This is a genomic window from Mycobacterium gordonae (genome assembly GCF_001417955.2).
GTDB classification, from domain to species: Bacteria; Actinomycetota; Actinomycetes; order Mycobacteriales; family Mycobacteriaceae; genus Mycobacterium; species Mycobacterium gordonae_B.
Map to the genome: position 1 here is coordinate 1 of NZ_LKTM01000385.1, position 23,423 is coordinate 23,423.

At 64.6% G+C, this 23,423-nt stretch carries 23 protein-coding genes and 1 pseudogene; 14 read left to right on the forward strand and 10 right to left on the reverse strand.

Features of this window, described 5'->3' with window-relative positions; all coding sequences use genetic code 11:
* A partial coding sequence (locus AO501_RS33490) for a heavy metal translocating P-type ATPase (protein WP_197420012.1) occupies positions 1-1,067 on the reverse strand: 1,067 nt, incomplete at its 3' end.
* A gap of 36 nt (positions 1,068-1,103) precedes the next feature.
* A complete protein-coding gene (locus tag AO501_RS33495) occupies positions 1,104-1,310 on the reverse strand; it encodes a heavy-metal-associated domain-containing protein (RefSeq protein ID WP_055581886.1) in 207 nt (68 codons plus the stop codon).
* A gap of 205 nt (positions 1,311-1,515) precedes the next feature.
* Between AO501_RS33495 and AO501_RS33500 the strand changes: the two genes are divergently transcribed.
* Positions 1,516-1,926, forward strand: a complete 411-nt coding sequence (locus AO501_RS33500) for a hypothetical protein (RefSeq protein ID WP_055581868.1) — start codon at positions 1,516-1,518, stop codon at positions 1,924-1,926.
* 73 nt (positions 1,927-1,999) lie between these two features.
* Here AO501_RS33500 and AO501_RS33505 read toward each other — a convergent pair whose 3' ends face one another.
* Positions 2,000-2,725 carry a TIGR00730 family Rossman fold protein gene (locus AO501_RS33505; protein ID WP_055581869.1) on the reverse strand — a complete coding sequence of 242 codons (726 nt, stop codon included), beginning with the start codon at positions 2,723-2,725 and terminating at the stop codon, positions 2,000-2,002.
* A gap of 281 nt (positions 2,726-3,006) precedes the next feature.
* Between AO501_RS33505 and AO501_RS33510 the strand changes: the two genes are divergently transcribed.
* From AO501_RS33510 to AO501_RS33545, 8 genes are all read left to right on the forward strand, one after another.
* Positions 3,007-3,351: an NADH-quinone oxidoreductase subunit A gene (locus AO501_RS33510; protein WP_055581870.1), complete on the forward strand. Its 345-nt coding sequence runs from the start codon at positions 3,007-3,009 to the stop codon at positions 3,349-3,351.
* A 116-nt stretch (positions 3,352-3,467) separates the two neighbouring features.
* Positions 3,468-4,592 carry a hypothetical protein gene (locus tag AO501_RS33515; RefSeq protein ID WP_231752709.1) on the forward strand — a complete coding sequence of 375 codons (1,125 nt, stop codon included), beginning with the start codon at positions 3,468-3,470 and terminating at the stop codon, positions 4,590-4,592.
* Positions 4,585-5,505, forward strand: a complete 921-nt coding sequence (locus AO501_RS33520) for a complex I subunit 1 family protein (protein WP_055581872.1) — start codon at positions 4,585-4,587, stop codon at positions 5,503-5,505. The genes AO501_RS33515 and AO501_RS33520 overlap by 8 nt, the downstream gene beginning before the upstream one ends.
* A 16-nt stretch (positions 5,506-5,521) precedes the next feature.
* Positions 5,522-6,085 (forward strand): NADH-quinone oxidoreductase subunit J, encoded by a 564-nt coding sequence (locus tag AO501_RS33525; RefSeq protein WP_055581873.1) that lies wholly within the window; start codon positions 5,522-5,524, stop codon positions 6,083-6,085.
* Positions 6,082-6,384 carry an NADH-quinone oxidoreductase subunit NuoK gene (gene nuoK, locus AO501_RS33530; protein WP_055581874.1) on the forward strand — a complete coding sequence of 101 codons (303 nt, stop codon included), beginning with the start codon at positions 6,082-6,084 and terminating at the stop codon, positions 6,382-6,384. Before AO501_RS33525 ends, nuoK begins: the two co-directional genes overlap by 4 nt.
* Positions 6,385-6,389: 5 nt before the next feature.
* A complete protein-coding gene (locus tag AO501_RS33535; RefSeq protein ID WP_055581887.1) occupies positions 6,390-8,222 on the forward strand; it encodes an NADH-quinone oxidoreductase subunit L in 1,833 nt (610 codons plus the stop codon).
* Between the two features lie 4 nt (positions 8,223-8,226).
* Positions 8,227-9,717: a complex I subunit 4 family protein gene (locus AO501_RS33540; RefSeq protein WP_055581875.1), complete on the forward strand. Its 1,491-nt coding sequence runs from the start codon at positions 8,227-8,229 to the stop codon at positions 9,715-9,717.
* Positions 9,718-9,732: 15 nt separating this feature from the next.
* Positions 9,733-11,130, forward strand: coding sequence for an NADH-quinone oxidoreductase subunit N (locus AO501_RS33545; protein ID WP_055581876.1), 1,398 nt, complete (start codon positions 9,733-9,735; stop codon positions 11,128-11,130).
* Between the two features lie 108 nt (positions 11,131-11,238).
* Here the strand turns inward: AO501_RS33545 and AO501_RS33550 are convergent, their stop codons facing one another.
* The gene (locus AO501_RS33550; protein WP_055581888.1) at positions 11,239-11,544 is read right to left on the reverse strand and encodes a metal-sensitive transcriptional regulator; all 306 of its coding nucleotides are present in this window, start codon (positions 11,542-11,544) and stop codon (positions 11,239-11,241) included.
* Positions 11,545-11,987: 443 nt separating this feature from the next.
* Between AO501_RS33550 and AO501_RS33555 the strand changes: the two genes are divergently transcribed.
* The 3 genes from AO501_RS33555 (at position 11,988) to AO501_RS33565 (ending at position 15,334) form a co-directional block, all read left to right on the forward strand.
* Positions 11,988-12,293 carry a DUF1490 family protein gene (locus AO501_RS33555; protein WP_055581889.1) on the forward strand — a complete coding sequence of 102 codons (306 nt, stop codon included), beginning with the start codon at positions 11,988-11,990 and terminating at the stop codon, positions 12,291-12,293.
* Between the two features lie 61 nt (positions 12,294-12,354).
* A complete protein-coding gene (locus tag AO501_RS33560; protein WP_133450235.1) occupies positions 12,355-14,649 on the forward strand; it encodes a copper-translocating P-type ATPase in 2,295 nt (764 codons plus the stop codon).
* 67 nt (positions 14,650-14,716) lie between these two features.
* A complete protein-coding gene (locus tag AO501_RS33565; RefSeq protein ID WP_055581878.1) occupies positions 14,717-15,334 on the forward strand; it encodes a DUF5134 domain-containing protein in 618 nt (205 codons plus the stop codon).
* A gap of 477 nt (positions 15,335-15,811) precedes the next feature.
* On the opposite strand, the gene AO501_RS37600 is transcribed toward AO501_RS33565, so the two are convergent.
* Complete coding sequence (locus AO501_RS37600; protein ID WP_082986266.1) at positions 15,812-16,027, reverse strand: hypothetical protein; 216 nt, start codon at positions 16,025-16,027, stop codon at positions 15,812-15,814.
* A 272-nt stretch (positions 16,028-16,299) separates the two neighbouring features.
* Between AO501_RS37600 and AO501_RS40955 the strand changes: the two are divergent.
* Positions 16,300-16,563, forward strand: a pseudogene (locus AO501_RS40955) (IS1380 family transposase); the annotation flags it as partial.
* Between the two features lie 151 nt (positions 16,564-16,714).
* The gene (locus AO501_RS40960; RefSeq protein WP_371934630.1) at positions 16,715-17,263 is read left to right on the forward strand and encodes a hypothetical protein; all 549 of its coding nucleotides are present in this window, start codon (positions 16,715-16,717) and stop codon (positions 17,261-17,263) included.
* 738 nt (positions 17,264-18,001) lie between these two features.
* Here AO501_RS40960 and AO501_RS33580 read toward each other — a convergent pair.
* From AO501_RS33580 to AO501_RS33600, 5 genes are all read right to left on the reverse strand, one after another.
* Positions 18,002-19,102 carry a methyltransferase gene (locus AO501_RS33580; RefSeq protein WP_055581881.1) on the reverse strand — a complete coding sequence of 367 codons (1,101 nt, stop codon included), beginning with the start codon at positions 19,100-19,102 and terminating at the stop codon, positions 18,002-18,004.
* A 74-nt stretch (positions 19,103-19,176) separates the two neighbouring features.
* Positions 19,177-20,604: a cytochrome P450 gene (locus AO501_RS33585; protein WP_082659001.1), complete on the reverse strand. Its 1,428-nt coding sequence runs from the start codon at positions 20,602-20,604 to the stop codon at positions 19,177-19,179.
* A gap of 124 nt (positions 20,605-20,728) precedes the next feature.
* Entirely contained in the window at positions 20,729-21,790 is a 1,062-nt protein-coding gene (locus tag AO501_RS33590) for a DUF6545 domain-containing protein (protein ID WP_055581882.1), read from the reverse strand.
* 156 nt (positions 21,791-21,946) lie between these two features.
* Positions 21,947-22,450, reverse strand: coding sequence for a hypothetical protein (locus AO501_RS33595; protein WP_055581883.1), 504 nt, complete (start codon positions 22,448-22,450; stop codon positions 21,947-21,949).
* Entirely contained in the window at positions 22,451-22,909 is a 459-nt protein-coding gene (locus AO501_RS33600) for a helix-turn-helix domain-containing protein (RefSeq protein ID WP_055581884.1), read from the reverse strand. It lies immediately after the preceding gene.
* Positions 22,910-23,423: the final 514 nt, after the last annotated feature.

The following is a 23,423-nucleotide window of genomic DNA, read 5'->3' on the forward strand; positions in this document are numbered from 1 at the left end:
GCCAACCGCTGCGCCTGCGCTTTGCCCGATTGCGCCTCTTCGACCAGCCGCGCCATTTGCGCCAACTGGGTATCCGACCCGATCCGGTTGGCGCGCACCACGATTCGCCCGCCAACATTGACGGTGGCGCCCACTACCTGATCTCCGGGGCCGACTTCAACCGGCACCGACTCACCAGTGAGCATAGAGGCATCCACCGCCGAGGAGCCCTCGATAACCAGGCCATCGGTAGCCACCTTCTCGCCAGGGCGTACCACGAATTCGTCACCGATGGCGAGTTGCTCAATCGGAATGCGGTGCTCGACACCGTCTTTGCGCACCGCGACCACCCTGGCGCCGAGTTCGAGCAGCGCCCGCAGCGCCGCACCGGCCCGCCGCTTGGACCGGACCTCAAAGAACCGGCCGGCGAGAATGAAGGTGGTGACGCCTGCGGCCGCCTCCAGATAAATGTTGCTGGTGCCATCGGTACGGGAGATTGTCAGCTCGAATTGGTGCCTCATGCCCGCCATCCCGGCGGTGCCCCAGAACAACGCATACACCGACCAACCCAATGCGGCGATCGTCCCCATCGAGATCAGCGTGTCCATGGTGGCGGTGTGGTGCCGCAGGTTCACCCACGCGGCCCTATGAAATGGAAGCCCACCCCACACCACCACCGGCGCGGCCAGCGTCAACGAGAGCCACTGCCAATTGGCGAACTGCAGGGCGGGCACCATGGCCATCGCAAGCACCGGCACGGTCAACACCAGTGAAACCAGTAGTCGTTGCCTGATCGCCGCCGCCGGATCGGTCGCTGCGCCCGGCACGGCAGACTCGTCGTTCGTGGCCGGTGAACCCTGGCTGGGCGGTTGGGCGGTATAGCCCGCCTGCTCCACCGTCATCACCAGCTGATCGGGTGCGACGTTGCCAACGTAGTCAACGCTGGCCGTCTCGGTGGCATAGTTGACCGAGGCGCTGACGCCGTCGATCTTGTTGAGCTTCTTCTCAATTCGGGCGGCGCACGAAGCACACGTCATCCCACCGATCCGCAGCTCAAGATGCCGGGCGGTTTCCGTGGCGGAATCCATGCTCTGTTTCCTTCAGTCCAATCGCGACAGGTCGTCTTAGCGAACCAACTGGTAGCCGGCCTCTTCCACCGCGGCCTTGACCGCATCCAGCTCGACCACGCCATCGCTGTCAATGGTCACCCTGCCGCTGCCAAGCTCCACGTCCACTGCCGTGACATCAGGAATGCTGCCAACTTCCTCACGAACAGAGGAAGCGCAGTGCCCGCAAGTCATCCCAGAAACAATCACGGTCAAGGTACTCATGCCGCTCTCCAATCTGCTGCCAAGCGCCGGATGATTCCTGTCTACCATACCCCCCTAGGGTAATCAAGGCGGCGGATGAAGAGGTGCACCCCGATTTCCTCCCCGCAATCGCGGTGTCGTGGGTGCGGCATGCGGTAGAACTAGCCTGTACCCGGTTTACCCGCCCACATGCCCCACCATCGATGCGGCGACGAAGGGACAGCAGATGGCAAAAGACCAAGCCGACACCGTGACCGCGGCCACGACACCATTCGCGCCAGGGACGATCGACCGCTCACTGCACCTGATCATCAACGCAATCGAGTCCAATCCGCACACGCCCGGCGCAGACGTCGATGTGACGCTGCACCTGCCAGGGGGAACTGTGACCGGTATCATCGAGCCCTGCTGGCATTTCGACCAGAAGGTCCTTGGCTACCTTCAAACGGTCGGTGGGGACCACAGCCGACAGACCTCCACCGATGGCAACTGTCCGAACTGCCCCAACGGGGGCGACCTCCACGAGTACATGCACCTGTCGCGAGTTACCTACCGCCGCAGTGGCGAGGAAGTCTATTCACACGATCAGCTCCGCGTGCGGATGTCTGACATCTCGTCCTGGGCCTTCGGTCGTTAGGCCTTTAAGGACCCGACGTCGCACAGGCCCGACGAATGGCCACGACTCAGATCGTGCGCGTTTCGACATCGCCTCACCGCGATGGACGGTAGGTCTCCAACTGTCGGCGGCGCCATCGCTTGACGAGCTCGCCGATCTCGTCCGGATCGTCGGCGATCACGAGCAGGTCGACGTCTGCTCCCGATACCAGTCCCGTCTCGAGCAGCCGATCACGAATCCACCGCTCCAACCCGGTCCAGTGGTCCGAACCCGCAAGCACGACGGGGAAGTTGCGTATCTTCTGAGTCTGTATGAGCGTCAGGGCCTCGAAAAGTTCGTCGAGCGTTCCAAAGCCGCCCGGAAGGACCACGAACGCCGAGGCGTAGCGGACGAACATCAGCTTGCGCACGAAGAAGTAATTGAACTGAAGGGAGAGGTCGATGAACGGATTGGGCTGCTGCTCATAGGGCAACTCGATGACCAGGCCTATCGACCGCACGCCGGCGTCGCGGGCGCCCCGATTCGCGGCCTCCATGATCCCCGGCCCACCGCCGGTGATGATGTCGAATCCCAAACCGCCCAGGCGCGCGGCCATCTTTCGCGCCATCTTGTAGTGCGGGTGATCCGGCGGCGTCCGCGCGGAACCAAAGAATGACACGGCATGGGTGACGTCCGCCAGGGCCGCAAAACCATGCGCCACCTCGTCGCGGATCCTGGCAACGCGGCCGGGATCGCTGCCCGACAGCGGCGGAAAGCCCGGCCCTAAGCAGGACAGCAGATCCTCATCGCACGTCGCGGGGCAGTCTCTTGATTCGTGCATTTGAGTCGATCGTGCCACGGCCGCGGCGCCGATGAAACTGAAGCGGCACAAGCAGCTTCGTCTTGTCGGCCTCGGGCAACGAACGTGTTCGCGCCCGTACCCTTCGTCGGTTGAAGATTCCCCCCGGCTAGGGCTGGTACCTTATGTCGACGGCCATTGACCGGCGGCCGGGGACGCATATCGCGGACCAAGGCCGCCAACGGACAAGGGATCGACGGCAAGGGTTTGAGAAGCGGCCGCAAGGGTACCGATTCGGCGACCACAACAGACTAGGAGCCGCGATGTATGCGGGTGTGGCGTGGACCCTATCGGTTACCGTGGCTGGGCTTGTCAGTGTCTACGGATTGCATCGCGTCAGTGCGATCAGCCCGAACATGCTGACAACACTGCCTTTTCAGTCAGGGTGGCCACCTGAAGAGCATGCGTTGTCGCGATATCACGTTCGCTGGTATCTGGCGACCTTGGTGTTCCTCGCCTTCGACGTCGAGATGTTGTTCATGTATCCCTGGGCACTGGTCGTCATCAAAATGGGCGCGACCGCCATCACTGAAATGTTTGCGTTTCTGGCAGCGCTGCTGGTGGCGGTGGCCTGGGCGTGGCGCGAGGGCGCCCTGCGATGGGTCTGACACGCCGGCTGGCGCGATGCGCAGCACGCCGGGCGCACGTGCTCCTTGTAGAGGCCCCTGGGTTCTGGGTGGTGCGCGCACAGACCGAACACCGACTTCGAGTCCGCGGTTGGTGCGTGGCTGAATCCCCCGCGGACGCTGACGTGTTGGCGATCTGCGGTACACCGGGACCGGAACTGAATGAGGCGATCGACCGGGTCTGGGATCAGATGCCAGGTCCTCGGGTTCGCGTCGAGTTGCCCGATTCCAGCGCGGTCGAATCGGCACTGCACCGTGCGGCCATGCAGTTGGCCGAGGTCGAAGTGCACCGCCGGGACGCGCGCGAGCGGGCGCAATCTCCGGAGCTGAACGGCAATGACCACGGCGAACACGAGCACCAGGAGCACCACGCCACCAACCACGGCGAGCACGAGCACCACCAGCACGGCAACCACGGCGAGCACGAGCACCACCAGCACGGCAACCACGTCGAGCACGAGCACACCGAGCACAACGCCCGCAGTCGCGGCAAGCCCGAGCACACGGACCACAGCGCACACCAGCACATGCACCACGGTGGGATGGACATGGCGCCGGCTGGGATTGCGCTGGCCGAAGGTGGCGACGACCGTGACGGATTGGAAATGGATGTGCTGCACCTTCGCCTTGGGCCGGTCCTGCGCTACTGGCCCGCGGGGCTGGTGGTGCGGTGCTCGTTGCAGGGGGACGTGCTCACCCAAGCCGAGACGTGGATCGCCGACAGAGAAGTCGGCGACCACGTTCCGCCGCCCGGACCGAGGGCCCACCTCGCGGCGCGACATTGTGATCATGTCGTTGATCTGCTGGCACTGGCCGCCTGGCCGGGTGCGGCCGCAATCGCCCGTCGCGCGCGGGACGAGCTGCTCGGCGAGGCCGACGCCGGGCACGCCGCTTCCCTGCTGGACACCCTGCACAGTAAACTTCGCCGCTCGCCAACGCTGCGCTGGTCGTTGCGCGACGTCGCATCGCTGACCCCCGAGGACTGCAAGACCCTCGAGCTGCCCACGGCCCTGGCCGGTGACTGCTACGACCGCCTCCTCGCCCAGGTCGACATGGCGCGGCACGCGCTCACGACGGGACCAAGCGGTGTCGCCGCAGCTGCAACCGGCGTCTTCGACGCAGTGCCTGGGCTGGTGAGCGGACTGGACGTCGGGGCCGCCCGGCTGGTGATCGCCAGCCTGGGCATCGACACCACACCGCATCCGGGCGGTCGCTATGGCTGAGGTCTCGGTCACGGTGGTTTCGGGCGCCTGGGCGCTGGCCGGTGTCGCCTTGCTGCTGTGCCTCGGCTTCTACGCGGCGACCCTCGACGTCGTGCTCACGGCTGACGGCGGCAAACCGGGCACTGCGCTCTACGAAGTCGCACGGCTGATGCGGCAGCGCCGCCGCACCACCGTGGCCGCCGATACGTTGCTGTGGCGCGCCGGCGGAGCGGGCCTGGTTGTCGCGGCGTCGCTCATGGTGACTGTGGTGCCGCTCGGGCGCTGGACGCTGGCCGATCTCGACGTCGGGGTCATGTGGTTCAACGCCATGGATGTCATGGTGTGGGCACTGGTGTGGCTTGCCGGGTGGGGTGCAAATTCCGCCCATCCCCTCGTCGGCGCGTATCGATTCCTGGCTCACGGGCTCGGCTACGAGATGCCGCTGATGTTCGCGCTGGTCGCCCCGCCCGTCGCCGCGCAGAGTCTCCGGGTCGCCGATGTGGCCGCCGCTCAACAAGGGCTGTGGTTCGCGGTATGGATGCCGATCGCGTTCGTCGTGTATTGCCTTGGGGTGGTGGCCTTTTCGGTGTGGGGACCCTTTTCCGCGGCACTGGGAGCTGATATTGCCGGCGGTGTCAGCGCGGAACTGTCCGGCGTGGATCGACTCGTATTCCAGGCCGGCCGCTACAGCCTCCTGGCGGCCGGTGCGGCGTTCGCGGTGCCGATGTTCCTCGGCGGCGGCGCCGGTCCGCTCCTACCGGCCTGGTCGTGGGTGCTGCTCAAGACCATCGCCGTGCTGTCGGTGTTCGTTTGGCTGCGCAGCCGGCTTCCGGTGCTGCGGCCCGAAAAGTTCTTAGAGATCGGGTGGATGGTGCTCTTGCCGCTCACGCTTGTCCAAGACCTCGTCGTGGCCATCATCGCAGTGAGATCGTAGTGAGGAAGTGACTCTCATGACTGTCCACATCGTGTTCGGCGTCCTAGCAGTGACCGCCGTGCTGGCCGGAACCGCGGTCTTCGTCGTCGACTCCATGGCCCGCGCCACCTACGCTCTGGCCATTTCGTTCATCGCGGTCGGCATAGTGGTTGTGCTATTGCAGCAGAACTACATCGGCATCGTCATCATCTTGATGATGGTGATGGAGATGGCGGTCATGGCGGTCTACATGGTCATGTTCATGGGCATGAACCCGGCGCTGATGCCCATGAGCATGGTGCACGACAACCGACGCGCCGTAGCCGCCGCAATCGGAACGTTCCTGATTCTGGCGTCGGGGATCCTGCTGACCGACTGGCCGGCGCGGCGCGGCGCACCGCCGAAGGATCTGACCTTCGCCCTCGGCCAGGAGTTGATGGGCCCCAGCATGCTGGCCATGACGGTGATCAGCCCGGTGATGGTCGCGACCATCGTCGCCGGCATCGTCCTGGCCGCCCGCCGCGGCCGCTATGACCGGTTCGGCGACAATCTCAAACGCAAACCCGCGAGCGATCCACAACCCGGCGGATTGGGCCGATGACGCTGCAAACCGTGCTACTGGTCGCCGCGGCGCTATTCAGCGTCGGCCTCTACGGAGCACTCTCACAGCAAGTCGTGGTCATGGTGATGATGGGCCTCGAGCTGATGATGAACGCCGTCATCCTGGCGGCCGGCGGATTCTGGTGGTTCTGTTCACCCGCACCGGCCGGACAGGTGATGGCGCTGGTGATCATCGCCGCCATGACGGTAGAGATGGCGATGGGTTTCGCGGCGGCCACGCTGCTGCACCGGGAGCGCCGCACAGACATGACCGACTCGGCTGCCGACTTGGCCGGGTGAACGGGGTGACTTCGACGACGCAGCCAGCCTTATGGCTGTTGATCTGTCTTCCGGCAGGCTGCGGCGCGGCACTGCTTCTCACGCGCCGCGGGGATCGGTTCGCGCCTGGAATATCGATCGCGGTGTCGGCGGTTGTGTTGGCGTTGTCGATCGTGGTCGCGATCACTCACCCCGCGGTCAGCGTCGCGTTCGTCGCGGGCGGGCAGTTCGGGTTGTCCGTCGATAGCCTGTCGGCAGTGGTGATCCCCGCGGTCGCGATGGTCACCTTCTTCGTCTTGATGTTCGCCGTGGCGGACATCCGCGACGCGGCGGGCCGATTCCACGGGTTGATGCTGTTGTTCGCCTCCGCCGCCCTGCTGACCGCAACAGCCGCCACCCTGCCCGCGCTGCTGCTGGCCTGGGAGGTGATGGGGGCAGCGTCGTATGCGCTGATCGGCTTCTGGTGGCGCGACGACTTTCGAATGTCGGCCGGCCTCACCGCATTCGTGACCACCCGCAGCGCCGATCTCGGGCTGTATGTCGGCGCCGGCGCGGCGCTTGCCGGCGGCGCGGGATTTGCGCTGGCCGACCTGCCCCAGGCAACCGTGACGTGGCGCAACGTCATTGCGGTCGGCTTGTTCATCGCCGCCTTGGGCAAGGCGGCGCAGCTGCCGTTTTCGTTCTGGCTTTCCCGGGCAATGGAGGGCCCCAGCCCCGTCAGCGCGTTACTGCATTCCGCAGCGATGGTGGCCATGGGCGCATACCTGCTGTTGCGTATCCAGCCGCTACTGGCAGCGACGGGATGGGCGGCCGAATGGGCGGCCTGGACGGGGGCCGTGACCGCGGTGTTGCTCGGTGCTGTCGCGGTGGCTCAACGCGACCTCAAACAGCTGCTCGCCGCCTCCACCGCGGCGCAGCTCGGATTCGTGGTGATGGCAGCTGGGGTCGGGGCGATCAGCGGCGGCGCCGCGCAGCTGGTCGCGCACGCCTTCACCAAGGGCGGGCTCTTCCTTGCCGCCGGCGCATGGCTGTCACTGTTGGACACCAAGCAGCTCGACACGCTGCGCGGTGTGGCCCGGCGATGGCCGCTGCTCGGCTGGTCCGCCACCATCAGTGCGGCCGCTTTGGCGGGTATCGCGCCGCTATCGTTATGGGCGACCAAGGACGGGGTGCTAGCGGTTGCGCTCGACCATTCGATCGCTCTTTATCTCGTGGGATTGGTGGCCGCCGCGCTGTCGGCGGCCTACGCGGGGAAAATCCTCATCACGCTGTGGGGTGCCCCAGCGCCGATCGGAGATTCGCCGAATCCTCAAGGGCTCAACGTCTTTGGACAGTTGCCCATCCTGGTGTTCGCCGTGGGTGCCGCCGTGGCAGGGGTGTTGGCATTGCCGCCGATCGTGTCGACACTCAGCGGAGTCCTCGACCACCGTTCGACGGTCCACCCGGCCCCGGCGGAACTGGCCACCTCGGCGCTGTTGGCGCTTCTGGTCGTGGCTGCGGTGGCGCGTTGGGGCGTGCCCGAGCCGCGGTGGGCCGCCGACTGGCTCGGTCTGCAACGGGCGGCGACCGCCGTGGTCGCCCGTCCCACCCTGCGCCTGGCTCACGCGCTGGCCCGGTTCGACGACGGCGTTCTCGACCGCGCCGTGGACCGGGTCGCTGCCGGGTCGCTGCGAGCCGGCCGGTGGGCCGCGCGCATCGATGACCGTCGTGTCGATGCCGCGGTGGAATCGCTGGCGACGCGCACACGTCAGCTCGGGGCACTGGCGCGCAAGCCGCAGACCGGTCAGTTGCACCAGTACTACCTCGCCGCCGTGGTGGTGGTCGTGACAACCGTCCTGCTTCTGATAGCGGTGAGGTGACCAGGTGCTCAGTTTGATCGTTTTTCTCCCGTTGGCCGCGGCAGCTGGTGTGCTTGCGATACCGAAGTCGGGCAAAGCCGCAGCCCGCTGGGTGTGGGTCGCCGTCACCGCTGCGGATCTGTCGCTGACGATGCTGGTGTGGGCACGCTATACGACACCGGACCCCAACCGGCTGGCTTTCGAGGAGCGGGCCCGCTGGATCCCAGGGGTCAACAGCAGCTACCACATCGGGGTCGACGGTGTGTCGCTGCCGCTGGTGCTCATGTCGGCGGTGATCTTCTTAGCCTGCGCGCTCTATGGGCTGCGGGGTCGCGACCGGCCCAGATCGCAGGCGGCGTTGTTCCTGTTTCTGCAGACCGTGAGCCTCGGTCTGTTCGTCGCCGCGGACCTGATCTTATTCTTCGTGTTCTTCGACCTGTCGATCGTGGCGATGTACTTCGTGATCGCCGGATGGGGGCACGGTAACTCCGCCCGCTCGGCGCTGAAGTTCTTCCTCTATACCTTCCTGGGTTCACTGGCGCTGCTGGTGGGCTTCATCGGCTTGTACATCGCCGCCAACCCGCACACCTTCGACATGCTCGAGCTGATCGCCGCCAACCCGCTGGCAGATCGCCCCCTGACCGGCGGGCTGGTCCTCGCGGCGATCCTGCTCGGTCTGGCGGTCAAGACACCCACGGTGCCCTTCCACACGTGGCTTCCCCCCGCTCATACCGACGCTCCGGCCACCGGCTCGGCCGTGCTGGCGGGGGTACTGCTGAAGATGGGCACCTACGGGTTCGTGCGAATCGCGATGCCGATGCTGCCACACGCCTGGCGCGCGTGGGCCTGGGCGATCATCGCCGTCGGCGTCGTCTCGGTGCTTTACGGAGCCCTGGTTGCATTGGCGCAGCAGGACTTCAAGCGCATGGTCGCCTACACCTCGGTAAACCACATGGGCTACATCGTGCTGGCGCTCGGCGCTGCCGGCCTGCTCTCGCCCAGCAGCGACCAGGCGCGTGCGGTGGCGGTCAGCGGAGCGGTCACACAAATGGTCAGCCACGGGCTGATCACCGGGGCGCTGTTCTTGCTCGCCGGGGTGTTCTACGACCGCGCCGGCAGTTACGACATGGATTCCTACGGCGGCCTGGCTGGACCCGCCCCGAAGCTGGCTGCGCTGTTCACACTCGGCGCGTTCGCCTCCTTAGGGTTGCCGGGATTCTCCGGCTTCATCGCCGAGTTTCAAATCTTCACCGGCGCCATCGCCGCCACACCACTGACCGCGCTCGCGCTCCCGGGCATCCTGATCACCGCAGCCTTATTTCTGCGTGCCCTGCAGCGGATCTTCACCGGCCAGACCCGCGGCCACTCGCACAACTTCCTCGATCTGCACCCTTCCGAAACCGGCTCGGCAGGAATGCTTCTCACGCTCTCGATCTTGATCGGCGTTGTGCCGCGCCCACTGCTGGATGTGATCGAGCCGGCGTCACACACGCTGATCGGGCTGGTGGGGAGATAGCTTGTGAACACTGCGATGCGGCCGCTGCTGATGCTGCCGGAGATGCTGACGTTCGGCGGTGGCTTGCTGGTGCTGATCGGCGGATCGTTTATGCCGCGCCAGCGACAATGGTGGGCCCGAATCGTCGCAGCCGCAGCGCTTATCGGTGTCGTCGTAGTCTCGGCGGTAGGAATCACGGCACCGGATCAGACAGCGTTCGACGGAGCCTTCGCCGCCGACACCACCACCGCGGTGGCGCGGATCACCGCCGCGATCGGCGTTCTGGTGGTTCTGGCGCTGGCCGGCGACGACATCACAGCCACGGCGCGGGAAAGCGAAACCTATGCGCTGCTGTTGTTTTCGACCACCGGCGTCATGGTGCTCGCCGGAACTGACGACCTGCTGGTGCTGGCCACCGGATACCTGCTGGCCAGCATCCCGCTTTACGGGCTGATCGGACTGTCGCGCTCGGGCCAGGCGGCCGAGGCAGCCGTGAAGACCTACTTGATCGGCGCCCTGTTCGGGATCACTTTGCTGCTGGGTGTGACCGTCCTTTACGGGATCAGCGGGGCCACCCGCTACAACGACCTTGCCGCACAATTGCGAGGCGCTCCGGTAGCGGTGGTGGTGACAGGGGTCGTGGCCGTGGTGGCAGGTCTGATGTTCGAGGCAGGCGGCGTGCCCGGGCACTTCTGGGTTCCCGACGCCACCCAAGGCGCCCATGGTGTCGCGGCAGTCTACTTGACGACAGTGCCCAAAATCGGCGCACTGATCGCGCTGTACCGCGTGGCCGCCGTGGTGCCGCACACGGTTGCATGGCCACTGCTGATCGCGATATTCGCTGTCGCGAGTATGACATTGGGCAACTTGGCCGCCTACGGACAGCAGGATCCCCGTCGGCTCCTGGGTTGGTCGACGGTGAGCCAGGTCGGCTACCTCCTAGTGCCGATCACCGTCGCCGGCCACAGCCGGCTGGCCCTTCCGTCGTTGCTGTTTTATCTAATCGGCTACACCCTGACCAACAGCGCGGCGTTCGCGGTGAGCACCGCGCTGCCCGATCGGCGCGACCTCAGCGCCTACCGTGGCCTGGCGCGCACCCGGCCCTGGCTGGCCGGGGCGCTGCTGGTGGCGCTGCTCGGACTGGTCGGCACCCCACCCACCAGTGTCTTCGTCGCAAAACTCACCACCGCCATGGCCGTATGGGACGGTGGTCTCGCGTGGTTGGCCGTGGTGGTGTTCCTCAACAGCCTGCTGAGCCTCGTCTACTATCTGCGTTGGATCGCTCCGGTGTTCCAGAAGCCCGAAATTCTTAGTGATTTCACCACCGGCGAATGGTCTGCGCGCACCGCGATTATTGCGGCAGCATTGAGCCTGGGGATCGGCGTTACGGCGGGGCCGCTATGGGACGTGCTCTCAACAGCACCACTGCGGTAGCCGGTGCGCCCCCGCGCCGACATCACACGAGCGCGCCATCCTAAACCGGCCGCGAAGGATCACCCACGCCGGTGAGCGGTCCGCAAGCAGTCGGCGATGGGTCAACGGTTAGGAGCGCACGAGTCGGGCGATCGCCGCCGAAGCCTCGGTGAGCTTCGCGTCGGCCTGTGCGCCGCCCTCAGCGATTGCCTGACTGACGCAGCTATCGAGATGGTCATCGAGAAGGTTTAAAGCCACAGACCGCAACGCGCTGCTGGCCGCGCTGATCTGGGTCAGGATGTCGATGCAGTACTTATCCTCGTCGATCATTTTGGAGATACCGCGGATTTGGCCCTCGACTCTGCGTAGGCGCTTAGCGTATGCGTCTTTATTCGCCGCATACCCGTATGTGGTTGCCACCTGCACTCCCAGCATTCTGGTCATCGGGTGGTTCACTTCGTTGCCGCGAGCTGAGCGTTCGTGGTCGGCCACCAATGACGTCCTCGACGCCACTATACCCGCCAGCACGTCCAGCAACGTGGCATTTCGCGCCACCAGCGGCCGAGATGGCTCCTGCGTTCGGCATTGACCTGACGCCGCCGACCCGATACCCGGGCCGAGGTTGTAGCCGCAGCTCAGCCACGCTCCCGGCGGCCGCTTGTGGCCCGTTGCGCAGCTCAGGTCACGGCCTGCCGGCTTGCCGGCGATCCGCCCCGACCTTCCGATTCCCCGCTTGCGGCGGGTACCCTATGGGGGTACGGTCTCGGCCATGGATAGGACTGCGCCTGCTGACCAGGTGCCGCACAGCGACACGGGCGTATTGAGAACCTGACTGTCCGCAACCCGTGACAGCCAGCAATGGGAAGGAAGTGTTCAAGATGGCGTGGCAGCGAATTCTGGTGAAGGCGGTGCCTACCGTGGTGACCGGAGTCGTCGGCGCCGCGGCCTATGAGGCCCTGGCGAAGGCGCCCTGGCGCAAGGTGACGGTCAGCGCAACCGCTGTGGGCCTTCGCGCCGCGCGCGCGACCGAGCGTAAGACCAAAGCTGGTGCCGAGCGTGCTCGGTTGGCAGTGGCCGACGTCCTGGCTGAGGCAGCAGACCGCATCGGAGAACGGGTCGAACCCCCCACGGTGGTACCGACAACCTCGACCTCGACTCCCAAGGCCGGCGATGCCTGCCATTGACACCCGGGTTGGTCTTGACATCTGCCCCACGCTGACCATCATCTCCCAGGGTGGCGGACGAATACGTGTGCGCGTCAACGGTTTTGACCTCGACGAAACACGGGCGGTCGCGATCGAAGATGCTGTTGCCAAGGTGACCGGTGTGCTGGCGGTCCGTGCCTACCCGCGATCGGCCTCGGTAGTGATCTGGTATTCGCCAGATGACTGCGACACTGCTGCGGTCATGTCGGCGATCGAGGACGCCCAGCACACGCCCGCGGAATCGGTCCCCGCACGCGCCCCCCACTCCGCGCGATCCGGCGAACCCGGAGTGGTGCAAAAAATTGCCGGCGGGATTTATCGGCTGTTGGGACTCGCGACCGGCCCTGCAGCCGAATCGGTTGCCGGCCAGGGCGGCTGTCATCAGCCAGCGGCGTCGTGTCACGGGGTGCCACCGGCAGACGCCGACGGCGAGCAGCGCAAGTGGCTGCGACGCGTATGGCTGGCCGTGCCGCTGGGGTTGGTATCGATGGCGGCGCCCATGGTGTTCGGCGCCTCCTGGGTGGGGTGGTTGGCCTTCGCGGCGACGGTGCCGGTGCAATTCGTGGCCGGCTGGCCGTTCCTGACCGGGGCCCTCCAGCAGGCGCGGGCCCGCACGGCCAACATGGACACGCTGATCACGTTGGGCACGCTGACAGCGTTCGCCTACTCCACCTACCAGCTCATCGCCGGGGGGCCGCTGTTCTTCGACACCGCGGCTCTGATCATCGCCTTCGTGGTGTTGGGCCGCTATTTCGAGGCCCGAGCGACCGGTAAGACCCGCGAGGCGATCAGCAAACTACTAGAAATGGGCGCCAAGGAAGCCTGCTTGCTCGTCGACGGCCAAGAGATTCTGGTGCCGGTGGAGCAGGTGCAAGTCGGCGACCTGCTGCTGGTACGACCCGGGGAGAAGATTCCCGTCGACGGCCGGATCATTGAGGGACGTGCCGCCGTCGACGAGTCCATGCTGACCGGTGAATCTGTGCCGGTCGAGAAATCGGTGGGGCACACAGTGGCCGGGGCCACCGTCAACATCGATGGGCTGCTGACCGTGCGTGCCACTGCCGTCGGGGCCGACACCGCGCTGGCCCAGATCGTGCGCCTGGTCGAGCAGGCCCAAGGCGGCAAAGCCCCCGTCCAGCGGTTGGCCGACCAGGTCTCGGCGGTATTTGTTCCCGCCGTCCTGGGCGTGGCCGCCCTGACGTTTGCCGGCTGGGCGATCTTCGCGGCCAACCCGATCGCGGGCATGACCGCGGCGGTCTCAGTGCTGATCATCGCCTGCCCCTGTGCGCTGGGGCTGGCCACACCCACCGCAATTATCGTCGGCACCGGCCGCGGCGCGGAAATGGGCATCCTGGTCAAAGGCGGCGAGGTTTTGGAAGCGTCGAAGAAAATCGACACCGTGGTGTTCGACAAGACCGGCACCCTCACCCGCGGCCAGATGCAACTCACCGACGTCATCGCCGATGACGGGCTGGAAACTGATCTTGTCCTGGGGCTTGCCGCCGCAGTCGAGTCGGGCTCCGAGCATCCCGTCGGCGCGGCCATTGTCGCCGGCGCCCGTGAGCGCGGCATCGAGGTTCCGACCGCTGCGGCGTTCAGCAGCCTGGCTGGCCACGGAGTGCGGGCCGATGTTGAGGGCCGAAGCGTGGTAGTGGGCCGGCGCAAACTCATCGAGGAAAACGGCCTGCGATTGCCCGATCGTTTGGCGGCAGCCGCCGCCGAACTCGAAGCCCAAGGCCGCACAGCGGTATTCGTCAGTTGCGATGATCGAGTGGTCGGCGTGCTCGCGGTCGCCGACACGATTAAAGACGACGCCCGCGACGTCGTGCGTCAGCTGCATGCGATGGGGCTGCGGGTCGCCATGATCACCGGCGACAACACCCGCACTGCGGCAGCCATCGCCGATCAGGTCGGCATCGACCAGGTGCTGGCCGAGGTCTTGCCCGAAGACAAGGTCAACGAGGTCCGTAGGTTTCAAGAGCAGGGCCGGCTGGTCGCCATGGTCGGTGACGGTGTCAACGACGCCCCGGCACTCGTGCAAGCCGACCTGGGGATCGCGATCGGAACCGGCACCGATGTGGCCATTGAGGCCTCAGACATCACCCTGATGTCCGACCACCTCGACGGTGTGGTGCGGTCGATCCAGCTTTCCCGGCAGACGCTGCGCACCATTCACCAGAACCTGGGCTGGGCCTTTGGCTACAACACAGCCGCCATACCCCTGGCGGCATTGGGGCTGCTGAATCCCGTCGTCGCAGGCGCCGCCATGGGGCTGTCCTCGGCAAGCGTGGTCACCAACTCCCTGCGCCTTCGGCGCTTCGGCCGCGACCGATGACAACGGACTGCTGTCCCGGCGATCCACAATCTCCTCAACCACCGCGATCGGAGCGGCCTGCGATCTTATGATCCACGATTTGCTGCTGCGCTGGGTCGTCACGGCACTCTTTGCGTTGGGAGCCACTGAATGCGGCCTACCGCTTCTCATCAGACGCCTTTCGGCCACCGCGGCGGTCAGCCACGGTCTACACCTGCTGATGGCCATCTCCATGGCCGTGATGGCTTGGCCGTGGGGCACACGGGTACCCACTCTCGGACCCGCCGTGTTCTTCCTTCTGGCGGCCTTGTGGTTCGTCGTGATAGCCATCATCGCGAACCGAACACGCTATCCCCGAATGTCCAACGGGTATCACGCGTTGATGATGCTGGCGACGGCGTGGATGTATGCCTCTATGAACAACCCCTTCCCCGTTCATTCCCCACACTCGCCGAGCACTCCGATGCCCGGCATGGATATGGCGGCGATGAATGAACAGGCGAGCAACGAAGTACCCACCTGGTTCACCGCAATGAACTGGCTCGGAGCCGTCATTTTCACGGTCGCCGCAGTTTTCTGGGTATCCAAATACTTCGTCGAGAAGCGGCACACCGCAACGCGTCTCGGGCCACTCGGCGATGTCGCGCAGGCGATGACAGCAGCTGCGATGGCAATCTTGTTCGGGGCAACGCTGTTCGCGATTTGAGCAGCGCAGCGCCCAAGCGCGTCGCCCTCCGGTTCGAGCCACTTCTCCGTGCCCGCTCCCCCTATTGTCCGCGCCGACGATACGGGTGCAGCATGAAACCAGGCGTGAGCACGACGTCAAGCGAATCTGCAGCAGTCCGGTCTCGGCGAGCCGGCTATCACAGAGATAGTTCAAGCGCAGCAGTACCGCATCCCGCCGTTTCCCGGAATACGCATAGCGGTCCAAGACGCGTTGTGCCTAGTCAGGCAGGCAGGAGGTCTGCATCATTTGCCTCCTCACGTTCCTGGTGGTGGCCGGCGCCGGGTGCCCGGCCAGCTGTGCCGACTCGGGCGCACGTATACATCGAGGCGGTCCCCCCGTCCGGGGTAACGCTGTACTGGAAAAGGCCGCTGGCGTCGACCTGTCCAGTCACCGTGTAGCCAGGGCCGTCGTAATGAATTGGTTAGCTTGATAATTCGACCAGAAGGCGTCGATAGGCTAATCGAGCCAGGTGGCCAAGCCGCCGGGCTGGGCGCTCCGGGGAGCCAGGATCCGCAGCGGGTCGCCGTTGCCGTCGTTGAGGAGCAGGGCCTGGAACTCAGTCGGGACCGAGGCCGAGTACAGCGTGAACACTTGGCTCCGCGACAGTGTCATGCCACGGGTGTCCACAAAACCACTCGGAGTCTCCTGCCCTAACGTGAATGAGAACGGCACGACGCCACGTTGGTGATCGACCACTCCGACAACAAGATCGGTGCGACGCCGACCTGGAAGAAGTCGTTCGGGCACCATCCGCTGCTGGCGTTCCTGGACCGCCCCGAGATCGCCGGTGGCGAGGCCCTGGCCGGGCTGCTGCGCACCGGCAACGCCGGCTCCATACCGCCAGTGACCCCGTCATCGTCTTGCAGCAAGCGCTGGCGGCGCTGCCCGCGCCGTGGCGACCCGACCCGAGTCGTGGCGATGATCCCGACCGGCCGAAGGTTCTGGTGCGCTGCGATACCGCCGGGGCCACTCACGACTTCGCCGACGCCTGCCACGCTGCCGGGGTGGGGTTCTCCTTCGGCTACCCCGTCGATTGGCGGGTGCAAGACGCCGTGGACACCCTCAACCTCGCCGAGGGCTGGTACCCGGCGATCGACACCACAGGTGGGCTCCGCGACGGCGCCTGGGTCGCCGAGGCCACCACTCTGGTCAACCTGAGCAGCTGGCCGCCCGGCACCCGGCTGATCCTGCGCAAGGAACGACCCCATCCTGGCGCGCAGCTGCGGTTCACCGACGCCGACGGCATGCGGGTCACCGCCTTTCATCACCGACACGCCCCCCGGCGTCGTACCCGGCCAGGTCGCCGGCCTGGAACTACGGCACCGCCAACACGCCCGCGTAGAAGACCGCATCCGCGAACTGAAGGCCACCGGCCTTCGCAACCTGCCCTGCCAGTCCTTTTGGGCCAAAGCCGCCTGGCTCGAGACAACCCTCGCCGCTGCCGATCTGGTCACCTGGTGCCGACTCATCGGCTTCAGAAACGATCCCGGCCTGGCCCGCGTCGAGATCACCACTTTCCGTTACCGCGTCCTGCACGTCGCCGCACGCATCACCCGCGGCGCCCTGCAGGACGCGGCTACGCATCGACCTCACCTGGCGCTGGGCCATCCCCATCGCAATCGCCTGGCAGACCATCCGCACCGCCTTCGGATAACCGCCAGCCCGACTGCCCACCGATCACGAAGGACCTACCGGCCCTGGAAAGCCCGCCCCACCCGGCGACACGGGACAGATCGATCACACCATCACACCAAAAACACTACCCGGCAACACAACTCGGAATCAGAATCAGCTCACACCATCCGATACGAAAAATCCGGGCTAGACCTTCATCGTTTTACCGCCTTGACCGCGCCTGATGAGTCCGCGCTGTGTTCGCCGCCGGCGGCGAAGAGGCCCCCGTCGTGAGTCGCCGATGCACGGTATTCGTCAAGGCAGCGCGGTAGAGGTCAGCGTGCCGGGCGCGCTGGTCAGGGTCGGTGATGACGATCAAGTGCCCCTGGCGGTTTGAACCCGACGGTGCCGGTAAGGCATGCGAACACAGTCCTTGATCACCTCCTGCGGGACCGGTCGGTCGAAGTCCATCCGCCGGCGAACCGCACGCGGGGTGGTCAGCAACTCATCTGGGGACAGTTTCGATGATGCCGGACACGGGTTGATCGTCCCAGCTAATCCGGGGTGAAGCGCTGATCCCACGCCCGACTCGACTCTCAGTTTGCCACCGCGCAACCGAAGTGAGACTGCTCGCCGAGGCGAGAAGCCGATCAGGACTTGACACTTAACCTCCTCGGAGGCCTAGAGAAACGAGATAGCCTGGAGGCAGCCGGGTCCCCCCGCACAGCCATCGACCGCCTCGGCCGCCCAGAATTGCCCGAGATAACCCGCACTATCACCGAACTCAGGGCCGGCCGCATGGCGTGTTGTCCTGCGGCTCGAACGGTACTAGGACCACCTCCGACTCCCTCCCGACACCCATTCACTTCCTAGCTCGGCACCAGTTACAGGACAAGCCATTTCGAACAAATCTCAGTGCGTTTCGGCCGGGGAGGGCCTCCACAGTTCCCGCCGTCAGCATCTGAACGCTGCGCACCCCCCTTACGCGGGGAGTCCTTCGCGGCTGCACTTCCAGGATCTTCACCGCTTCCATTAGGGCGCGGTGGCCTCGACGAGCATTGTCGGTCCGAAGTGGCGAACTGGTCCCGGTATGAGCCCGGCGTCGCGCATCAGTGCTTGCACTTGCTGGGGTGAGCGTTCTCGCCCGCCTTCGCAGAAGACGAGCATCATCACGTCGGCCATGGCGGTGAAGGCGTTGGGGCGGGCAGATTCGTGGTGTTGATCGATGGTGACTAGCTTGGAGCCGGTCGGCATGGTGGCGCGTACGCTTTTGAGGATGTCGCGGCATGCGTCGTCGCTCCAGTCGTGCAGGATCCATTTCATCGTGTACACGTCCGCGTGAGCGTCGAGTTGGCCGAACAGGTCGCCGGCGCGGGTTTCGATCCGATCGTCGAGCCCTTGTTGGCGCAGAAATCTGTCTGCCCGCTCAAGTACTTCCGGTGTGTCGAGCAGGATGCCTCGCGCATGCGGGCGCTGTTCGAGGATGGCTGCAAGCAGGTGTCCCACTCCGCCGCCGATGTCGCAGATGGTTCCGTGCTTCGGCCAGGGGTAGGACTGGGCGATCCCGGCAAGGTCGAATTCGGTGAGTTGGCGCATCGCATCTGCGAACGCCTCTCCTCGTTCTGGGCGATCGCCTAGATATTCCCATAGCGATTTGCCGAATGCTGCTCGATGTCCGGATATTTCGGCGCCATCGCGTAGTTGGCGGTCAAGGTGGGCGTAGACCGCCGCGGTGTCTGGGTCTGCGTAGTAGGCGGCCCAGGATGCGATCGACTTGGGGTGTTCACGGCGCAGCGGCGCACCGATTCTGGTCAAGCGCACACGTCCGGTGCGGTCACGTTTGATCAGTCGCAGCGTGATCGCGGCGTTGACGATCCTGGTTGTCACGTCAGAATCTAATCCGAGTTCGTCGGCCAGATCGACTGGCCGCCGAGAGGTTTCGCCAAGGGCATCGGCGATGCCGGAGGTGACGAGAACGCCGGCGATTTTTGTTTTCTGCAGCCCGAAGATGACGTCGAGGAACAGCGTGATTTCCCCAGGGACTGTGGCGTCGGCGAGGCCCAGCAGCCGTTCTCGAAGGTCGATCACCCCACGCGCGACCCACAGTGGTAGGGGCAGGAATGGCAGGCGCATCGTCGGTTCCTCTCGCCTGTTGGCGGCCAGTTGCTTTGAGGTGGCCGTGCTGGCACTCGCCGTCAGCGGCCCGGCTAGCTGGGGTTGTCAGGTCGATGTCGCGGGTGCAGGCGTAACTGAAAGTCGGCGGGTTTCAGGGTCAGTGTTTCGGCGATCTTGAGGTGGTAACCGGGCTTGGGTTCCAGGTCGAACTGGTGCAGGATCGCGGCGAGTGTCAAGCAAATTTCGTGGAGTGCGAATTGGCGGCCGATGCAGGCTCGTGGCCCGGTGCCGAAGGGTTTGTAGATGTGCGGGGGCAGCTTGCGTAGGTTCTCGGGGAGAAATCGGTCGGGGTTGAATTCGTTGGGGTCGGGCCCCCAGGCCGGGGAGCGGTGGGCGGCCAGCAGGACGACAGCCACCCAATCTCCCTTCCGGAAGCTATATTTGCCGTCGCCGAGGGTGGTATCGCTGCGAGCTTGACGGTAGTAACCGGGGGCTACGGGCCACAGGCGCAGCGTTTCGTCGACCACCCGCCGCAGATATCTGAACTTGGCGATGTCGTCGAATTCGATGCGCGGAAAGTCAGATTCGGGCCAGCGTTGGTCGATTTCGGCGCGTGCGCGAGCCGCCACGTCGGGGTGGGCGGACAGATAATGCAGGGCGAACGAGATGGTGTTAGCTGACGTCTCGCTACCGGCTGCCATCATGGTAAGGATTTGGTTGACAACGTTCTCCGAGTCCAGCTTCTCCCCCGTCTCGGGATCGGCGCTGTGGAGCATGATGTCGAGCATGTTTTCGGTTGGTCCTGGTGCCGGGTTGTTGCGGCGCGCATCGACAATGCCGCAGACCAAGTTTCGGATGAACTCCCTGTCGGCCAGGTGCTGCTGATAGCGTTTCTTCCCGAAGAGATTGGTGTAGAAGGGAATCGGGTCGACGCGCATCGCGCGCCGCACGTAGCTCAGTTCGCTGATGATGGCTGCGCTGAATGCGTTCTCCCCCGGATCGCTGAGGTTGCCGAAGGTGTGGCCCAATCCTGCGCGCGCGATGATTTCGACGGTGAGCCGGTTGGCTTGGGCGGGGATGTCAATCCACGACCGCTTGGCGCTGGCGTCTTTCCATGCCTGGGCAAGTTCTTCGACGGTGGTGGCCATGCTGTCGTGGTAGTTCTTCATGGCTGTCTTGGTGAACCCGGGCATCAGGATGTTGTGGGCTTTGTGCCAGTTGGGTTCATCGTTGTAGGCGGTGAAGAGTCCGTCTCCGAGGGTGAGGCGCAGCTTGTCGACGAGCGGACCGACGTGTTTTTGCCATCGGGTTTCGTCGTTGACTTCCTCGATGAGGGCGGCATCGGAGATAGCGATGGCTGATAGGGCGAAGATGCGCTGTTCGAAGATTCCGTCGGTGGAGTTGCGCAGCTTGTCGGTCGTTCCTAGTACAGGGCTGGTGAAGTCGATGGTGAGGAGATCACCAAGCAAGGGAAGCCGGAAGCGGGAGTGCGGGATGGCCGTGGCGGTGGGCGTGGTCATGGTGTTGGGCTCGCTTTCGTGGGGGCCACGGAGGTGGCTGCGGCGTACGCGCTGGGCCACCATTTCGCCAGCGTGAGCAGTTCGGCCGCTTCTTCTTCGAGGGTTGTCGCTTTTGAGGTGACGATCAGCGCGGCGTCGCCTTCGGGGGATCGGGGGTGATGCCGGCAGTTTTCGCGTTCGCGGCGTGAGCGAGACGCAGCGCGGCAAGCGCGGCCTCGCGCTCGCTGGCACGGACAGTTTGGGACACATCCAGGAAGCAAATCACCTCATCCTCGGGTATTGCGCGGACGTAGGGGCGCAGGCGCAAGATGGCGTCGCGGATCTCGACCACGGTGTCGTGCAGTTGAAGTGTCGACTTTCCCCGCCGCCCGAACTCCTCGTCGTCAGAATCGATGAAGCGTTCTGGGGTGACGGCTCTCATCGCCTGGCGCAGGGGTTGCAGTTTGTGCCAGCTTCGAGTGGTGCGATCCAGCCCGAGCGACCGGAGCAGCTTCAGCGCGAGAGGGACGGCGGCCATCACAAACGGCGCCAGGATGCCGAAAAAGAGACCGTCCTCGTGCGACCCCTTGCGGTAACTAGCGGTGTGAGTCCAGCCGAGTTGGTCGAACAGCTGCAGCGCAGCCTCTTGCACTACGATTCCGACGCCGAACACCCCCATCAGCAGTGTGCTCAGTGCAATCCAGCGTTCCCGGGGGCTATTGGCCGCCCGCAGCTCGCTGAGGGAATTCCACACCAGACGTATAGCCAGGACCATCAACATGGCCGTGAGGCAACTCAGCGTTGTCACTGAATCCCACCCCACCAGGAGCTCTAGGGGCTTGTTGGCAAGGCGGGCACGGGTCCCGCAGATCAGAAATCCCGTGATTAGCAGAATCGCCGCCATACGGTAGTACCGGTGTTTGCGGCGGGTTTCCGCTTCGGGCATCCCTGACCACAGCATGCTGAATCCGATGAATTCGGTGAAGCTGTAGCCCATGAGCGCGGTACTTATTTGCCACACGCCGGGCTCCGTGACCAATGCTGAATCGATCATCTGCCTTTGCACGAAGGGTTCTCGGAGTAGCTGAGCCGCCCACAAGAAGGCCAGGGTGTTGTTGATGTACTTTTCCGAGAGATTTTCGTTGAACCACCGGTAGCGCCCGAGTAGTACCACTGTCATGAATGCGATGAATGGCCAGGCGATCATGGCCGGGACGGCGGAGGGGGTCACTGAAACACCGCCACGTGTGCAGGCACCGTGAAAAAGTGTTTCACATGGAGGTCTGCCCGCCGCCACCACAAACGATCGATGACAATGATGAACTTCGTCACCGGTCAGCGGTGGTGTCTGGAAGGACCGGGCTCATCGTCGGCGGAAAAAGGCGCTGCGCACAATCGATCGCCGTTCGTTGGCATCAGCGACGGCCAGCATCAGCGCAGAAGCAAACCTCTCGGCGTCGCGTTCGTCTTCGTCGCCGGGGCAGTTGGTGCGCCCCAAGACTGCCCGAACCGTTTCGGGGTCGATATCGGGCAACACGTAGCGACACAAATCGCGTTGGCGTTCCTTCTTATTGCCGAAGGCATCGATGCGATCGTGCCCCAGCAACATATGCCCGACCTCATGGCCGACAATTTGATCGATGTGATACTCCGAAGTCCCTACTTCGTGCAGGATCAGGTCGTCGTCGTCACGGGAAAGCCACAGTCCGCAGGGGCCGAGCCCCAGTGACGCGGTGTCTGTAGGGACGAGCGTGATCGCGCGACCGCGCTTTTTCGAGAGGTTCTCGACGAAGACATTTCGATTCCAGGGCGTGGGGATGGGCAAAGCGCGCACCAAATCGAGAATGTCATTGCTCGCAACCGCCATCTACTTGGATGTCCCTTCATCATTGGCGACCGGCGGCAGGTGCTCTAATCGACGCACGTGGTCGACCATTGCTGCGATGTTGGTGATCGCGCTCGGGGTGAGCCCCGAAGCGCGCATTGCCAAATCACGCACGCCACTGTCTCGCAGTGCTTGCAGCAGGTTGAGTTGCCCTTCGATCTCCGGCTCAGAGTCGGAGTCGATCAGGTAGGACGCCGGCACTCCGAAGAATTTGGCCATCGCTTGCAGGTGCGTAACAGTGGGGTTTGTCTTCAGGCCACTACGCAATTGCCATATATATGCCGCACTGATGGATACGCCCGTCTTCTCTTTGATCGCCTCCGCCGCCGCGGCGTTAGACAACGGCGCATCCGAGGGCTTACGCATGACCTCGAACAATTTGTTCAGCTTCTGCGCCAGCCCGGAATTACTTTGAAGCCCAAGTGAAGCACTCTCGGCCATACACTCTCGTTTCACGCGATGACACCGGACGTGTACCGATGTTATCAGGATCGCGTGCTGCGAGCCTAAACTCTGGGGGGAACGCATGTGCAGGATCGGTCGCGACGAGACTGACGGCCGTTAGGCGAGTGCGCGTGTCGGTGACCGCTTCGACAGCGCCGCCACGGTGATCCTCTCCCCCGCACCCACCGTAGAAGTGGCGACCTTTCCGAACCTGGGCGTTGCCGCGACATCGGGGCTACTGGCGGTTTCGGTAAGTTCCGAGCACTTGACGAAGTCATCGACGGCGTCAATGAATCGAGGGTCCCAGTACAGCGAGAAGTGGTCGCCAGCTGGGAACGAAATACACTGGGCCTTCAGTGGGACCTCTGAGGCGAAGCGAGTGGATGAGCTGGGAGGTGAGGTCACGTCCCCATCGCAAGTCAGGATCAGCGCGGGGGTCTGCTGCACGAATAGGTGACATCTGAGTTGGCTTGCCCAGCATGGGCGGGCTGGAAGGATGTCCCCATGGCAA

Coding starts and splice junctions, on each gene's coding strand:
- AO501_RS33550 (WP_055581888.1), bottom strand. CDS start 11,544: ATGCTGGGAGTGCAGGTGGCAACCACATACGGGTATGCGGCGAATAAA.
- AO501_RS33600 (WP_055581884.1), bottom strand. CDS start 22,909: ATGGCCGAGAGTGCTTCACTTGGGCTTCAAAGTAATTCCGGGCTGGCG.
- AO501_RS33545 (WP_055581876.1), top strand. CDS start 9,733: ATGCGGCCGCTGCTGATGCTGCCGGAGATGCTGACGTTCGGCGGTGGC.
- AO501_RS33500 (WP_055581868.1), top strand. CDS start 1,516: ATGGCAAAAGACCAAGCCGACACCGTGACCGCGGCCACGACACCATTC.
- AO501_RS33525 (WP_055581873.1), top strand. CDS start 5,522: ATGACTGTCCACATCGTGTTCGGCGTCCTAGCAGTGACCGCCGTGCTG.
- AO501_RS33590 (WP_055581882.1), bottom strand. CDS start 21,790: ATGATCGCCTGGCCATTCATCGCATTCATGACAGTGGTACTACTCGGG.
- AO501_RS33555 (WP_055581889.1), top strand. CDS start 11,988: ATGGCGTGGCAGCGAATTCTGGTGAAGGCGGTGCCTACCGTGGTGACC.
- AO501_RS33580 (WP_055581881.1), bottom strand. CDS start 19,102: ATGCGCCTGCCATTCCTGCCCCTACCACTGTGGGTCGCGCGTGGGGTG.
- AO501_RS33505 (WP_055581869.1), bottom strand. CDS start 2,725: ATGCACGAATCAAGAGACTGCCCCGCGACGTGCGATGAGGATCTGCTG.
- AO501_RS33585 (WP_082659001.1), bottom strand. CDS start 20,604: ATGACCACGCCCACCGCCACGGCCATCCCGCACTCCCGCTTCCGGCTT.
- AO501_RS33495 (WP_055581886.1), bottom strand. CDS start 1,310: ATGAGTACCTTGACCGTGATTGTTTCTGGGATGACTTGCGGGCACTGC.
- AO501_RS33595 (WP_055581883.1), bottom strand. CDS start 22,450: ATGGCGGTTGCGAGCAATGACATTCTCGATTTGGTGCGCGCTTTGCCC.
- AO501_RS33565 (WP_055581878.1), top strand. CDS start 14,717: ATGATCCACGATTTGCTGCTGCGCTGGGTCGTCACGGCACTCTTTGCG.
- nuoK (WP_055581874.1), top strand. CDS start 6,082: ATGACGCTGCAAACCGTGCTACTGGTCGCCGCGGCGCTATTCAGCGTC.
- AO501_RS33510 (WP_055581870.1), top strand. CDS start 3,007: ATGTATGCGGGTGTGGCGTGGACCCTATCGGTTACCGTGGCTGGGCTT.
- AO501_RS33520 (WP_055581872.1), top strand. CDS start 4,585: ATGGCTGAGGTCTCGGTCACGGTGGTTTCGGGCGCCTGGGCGCTGGCC.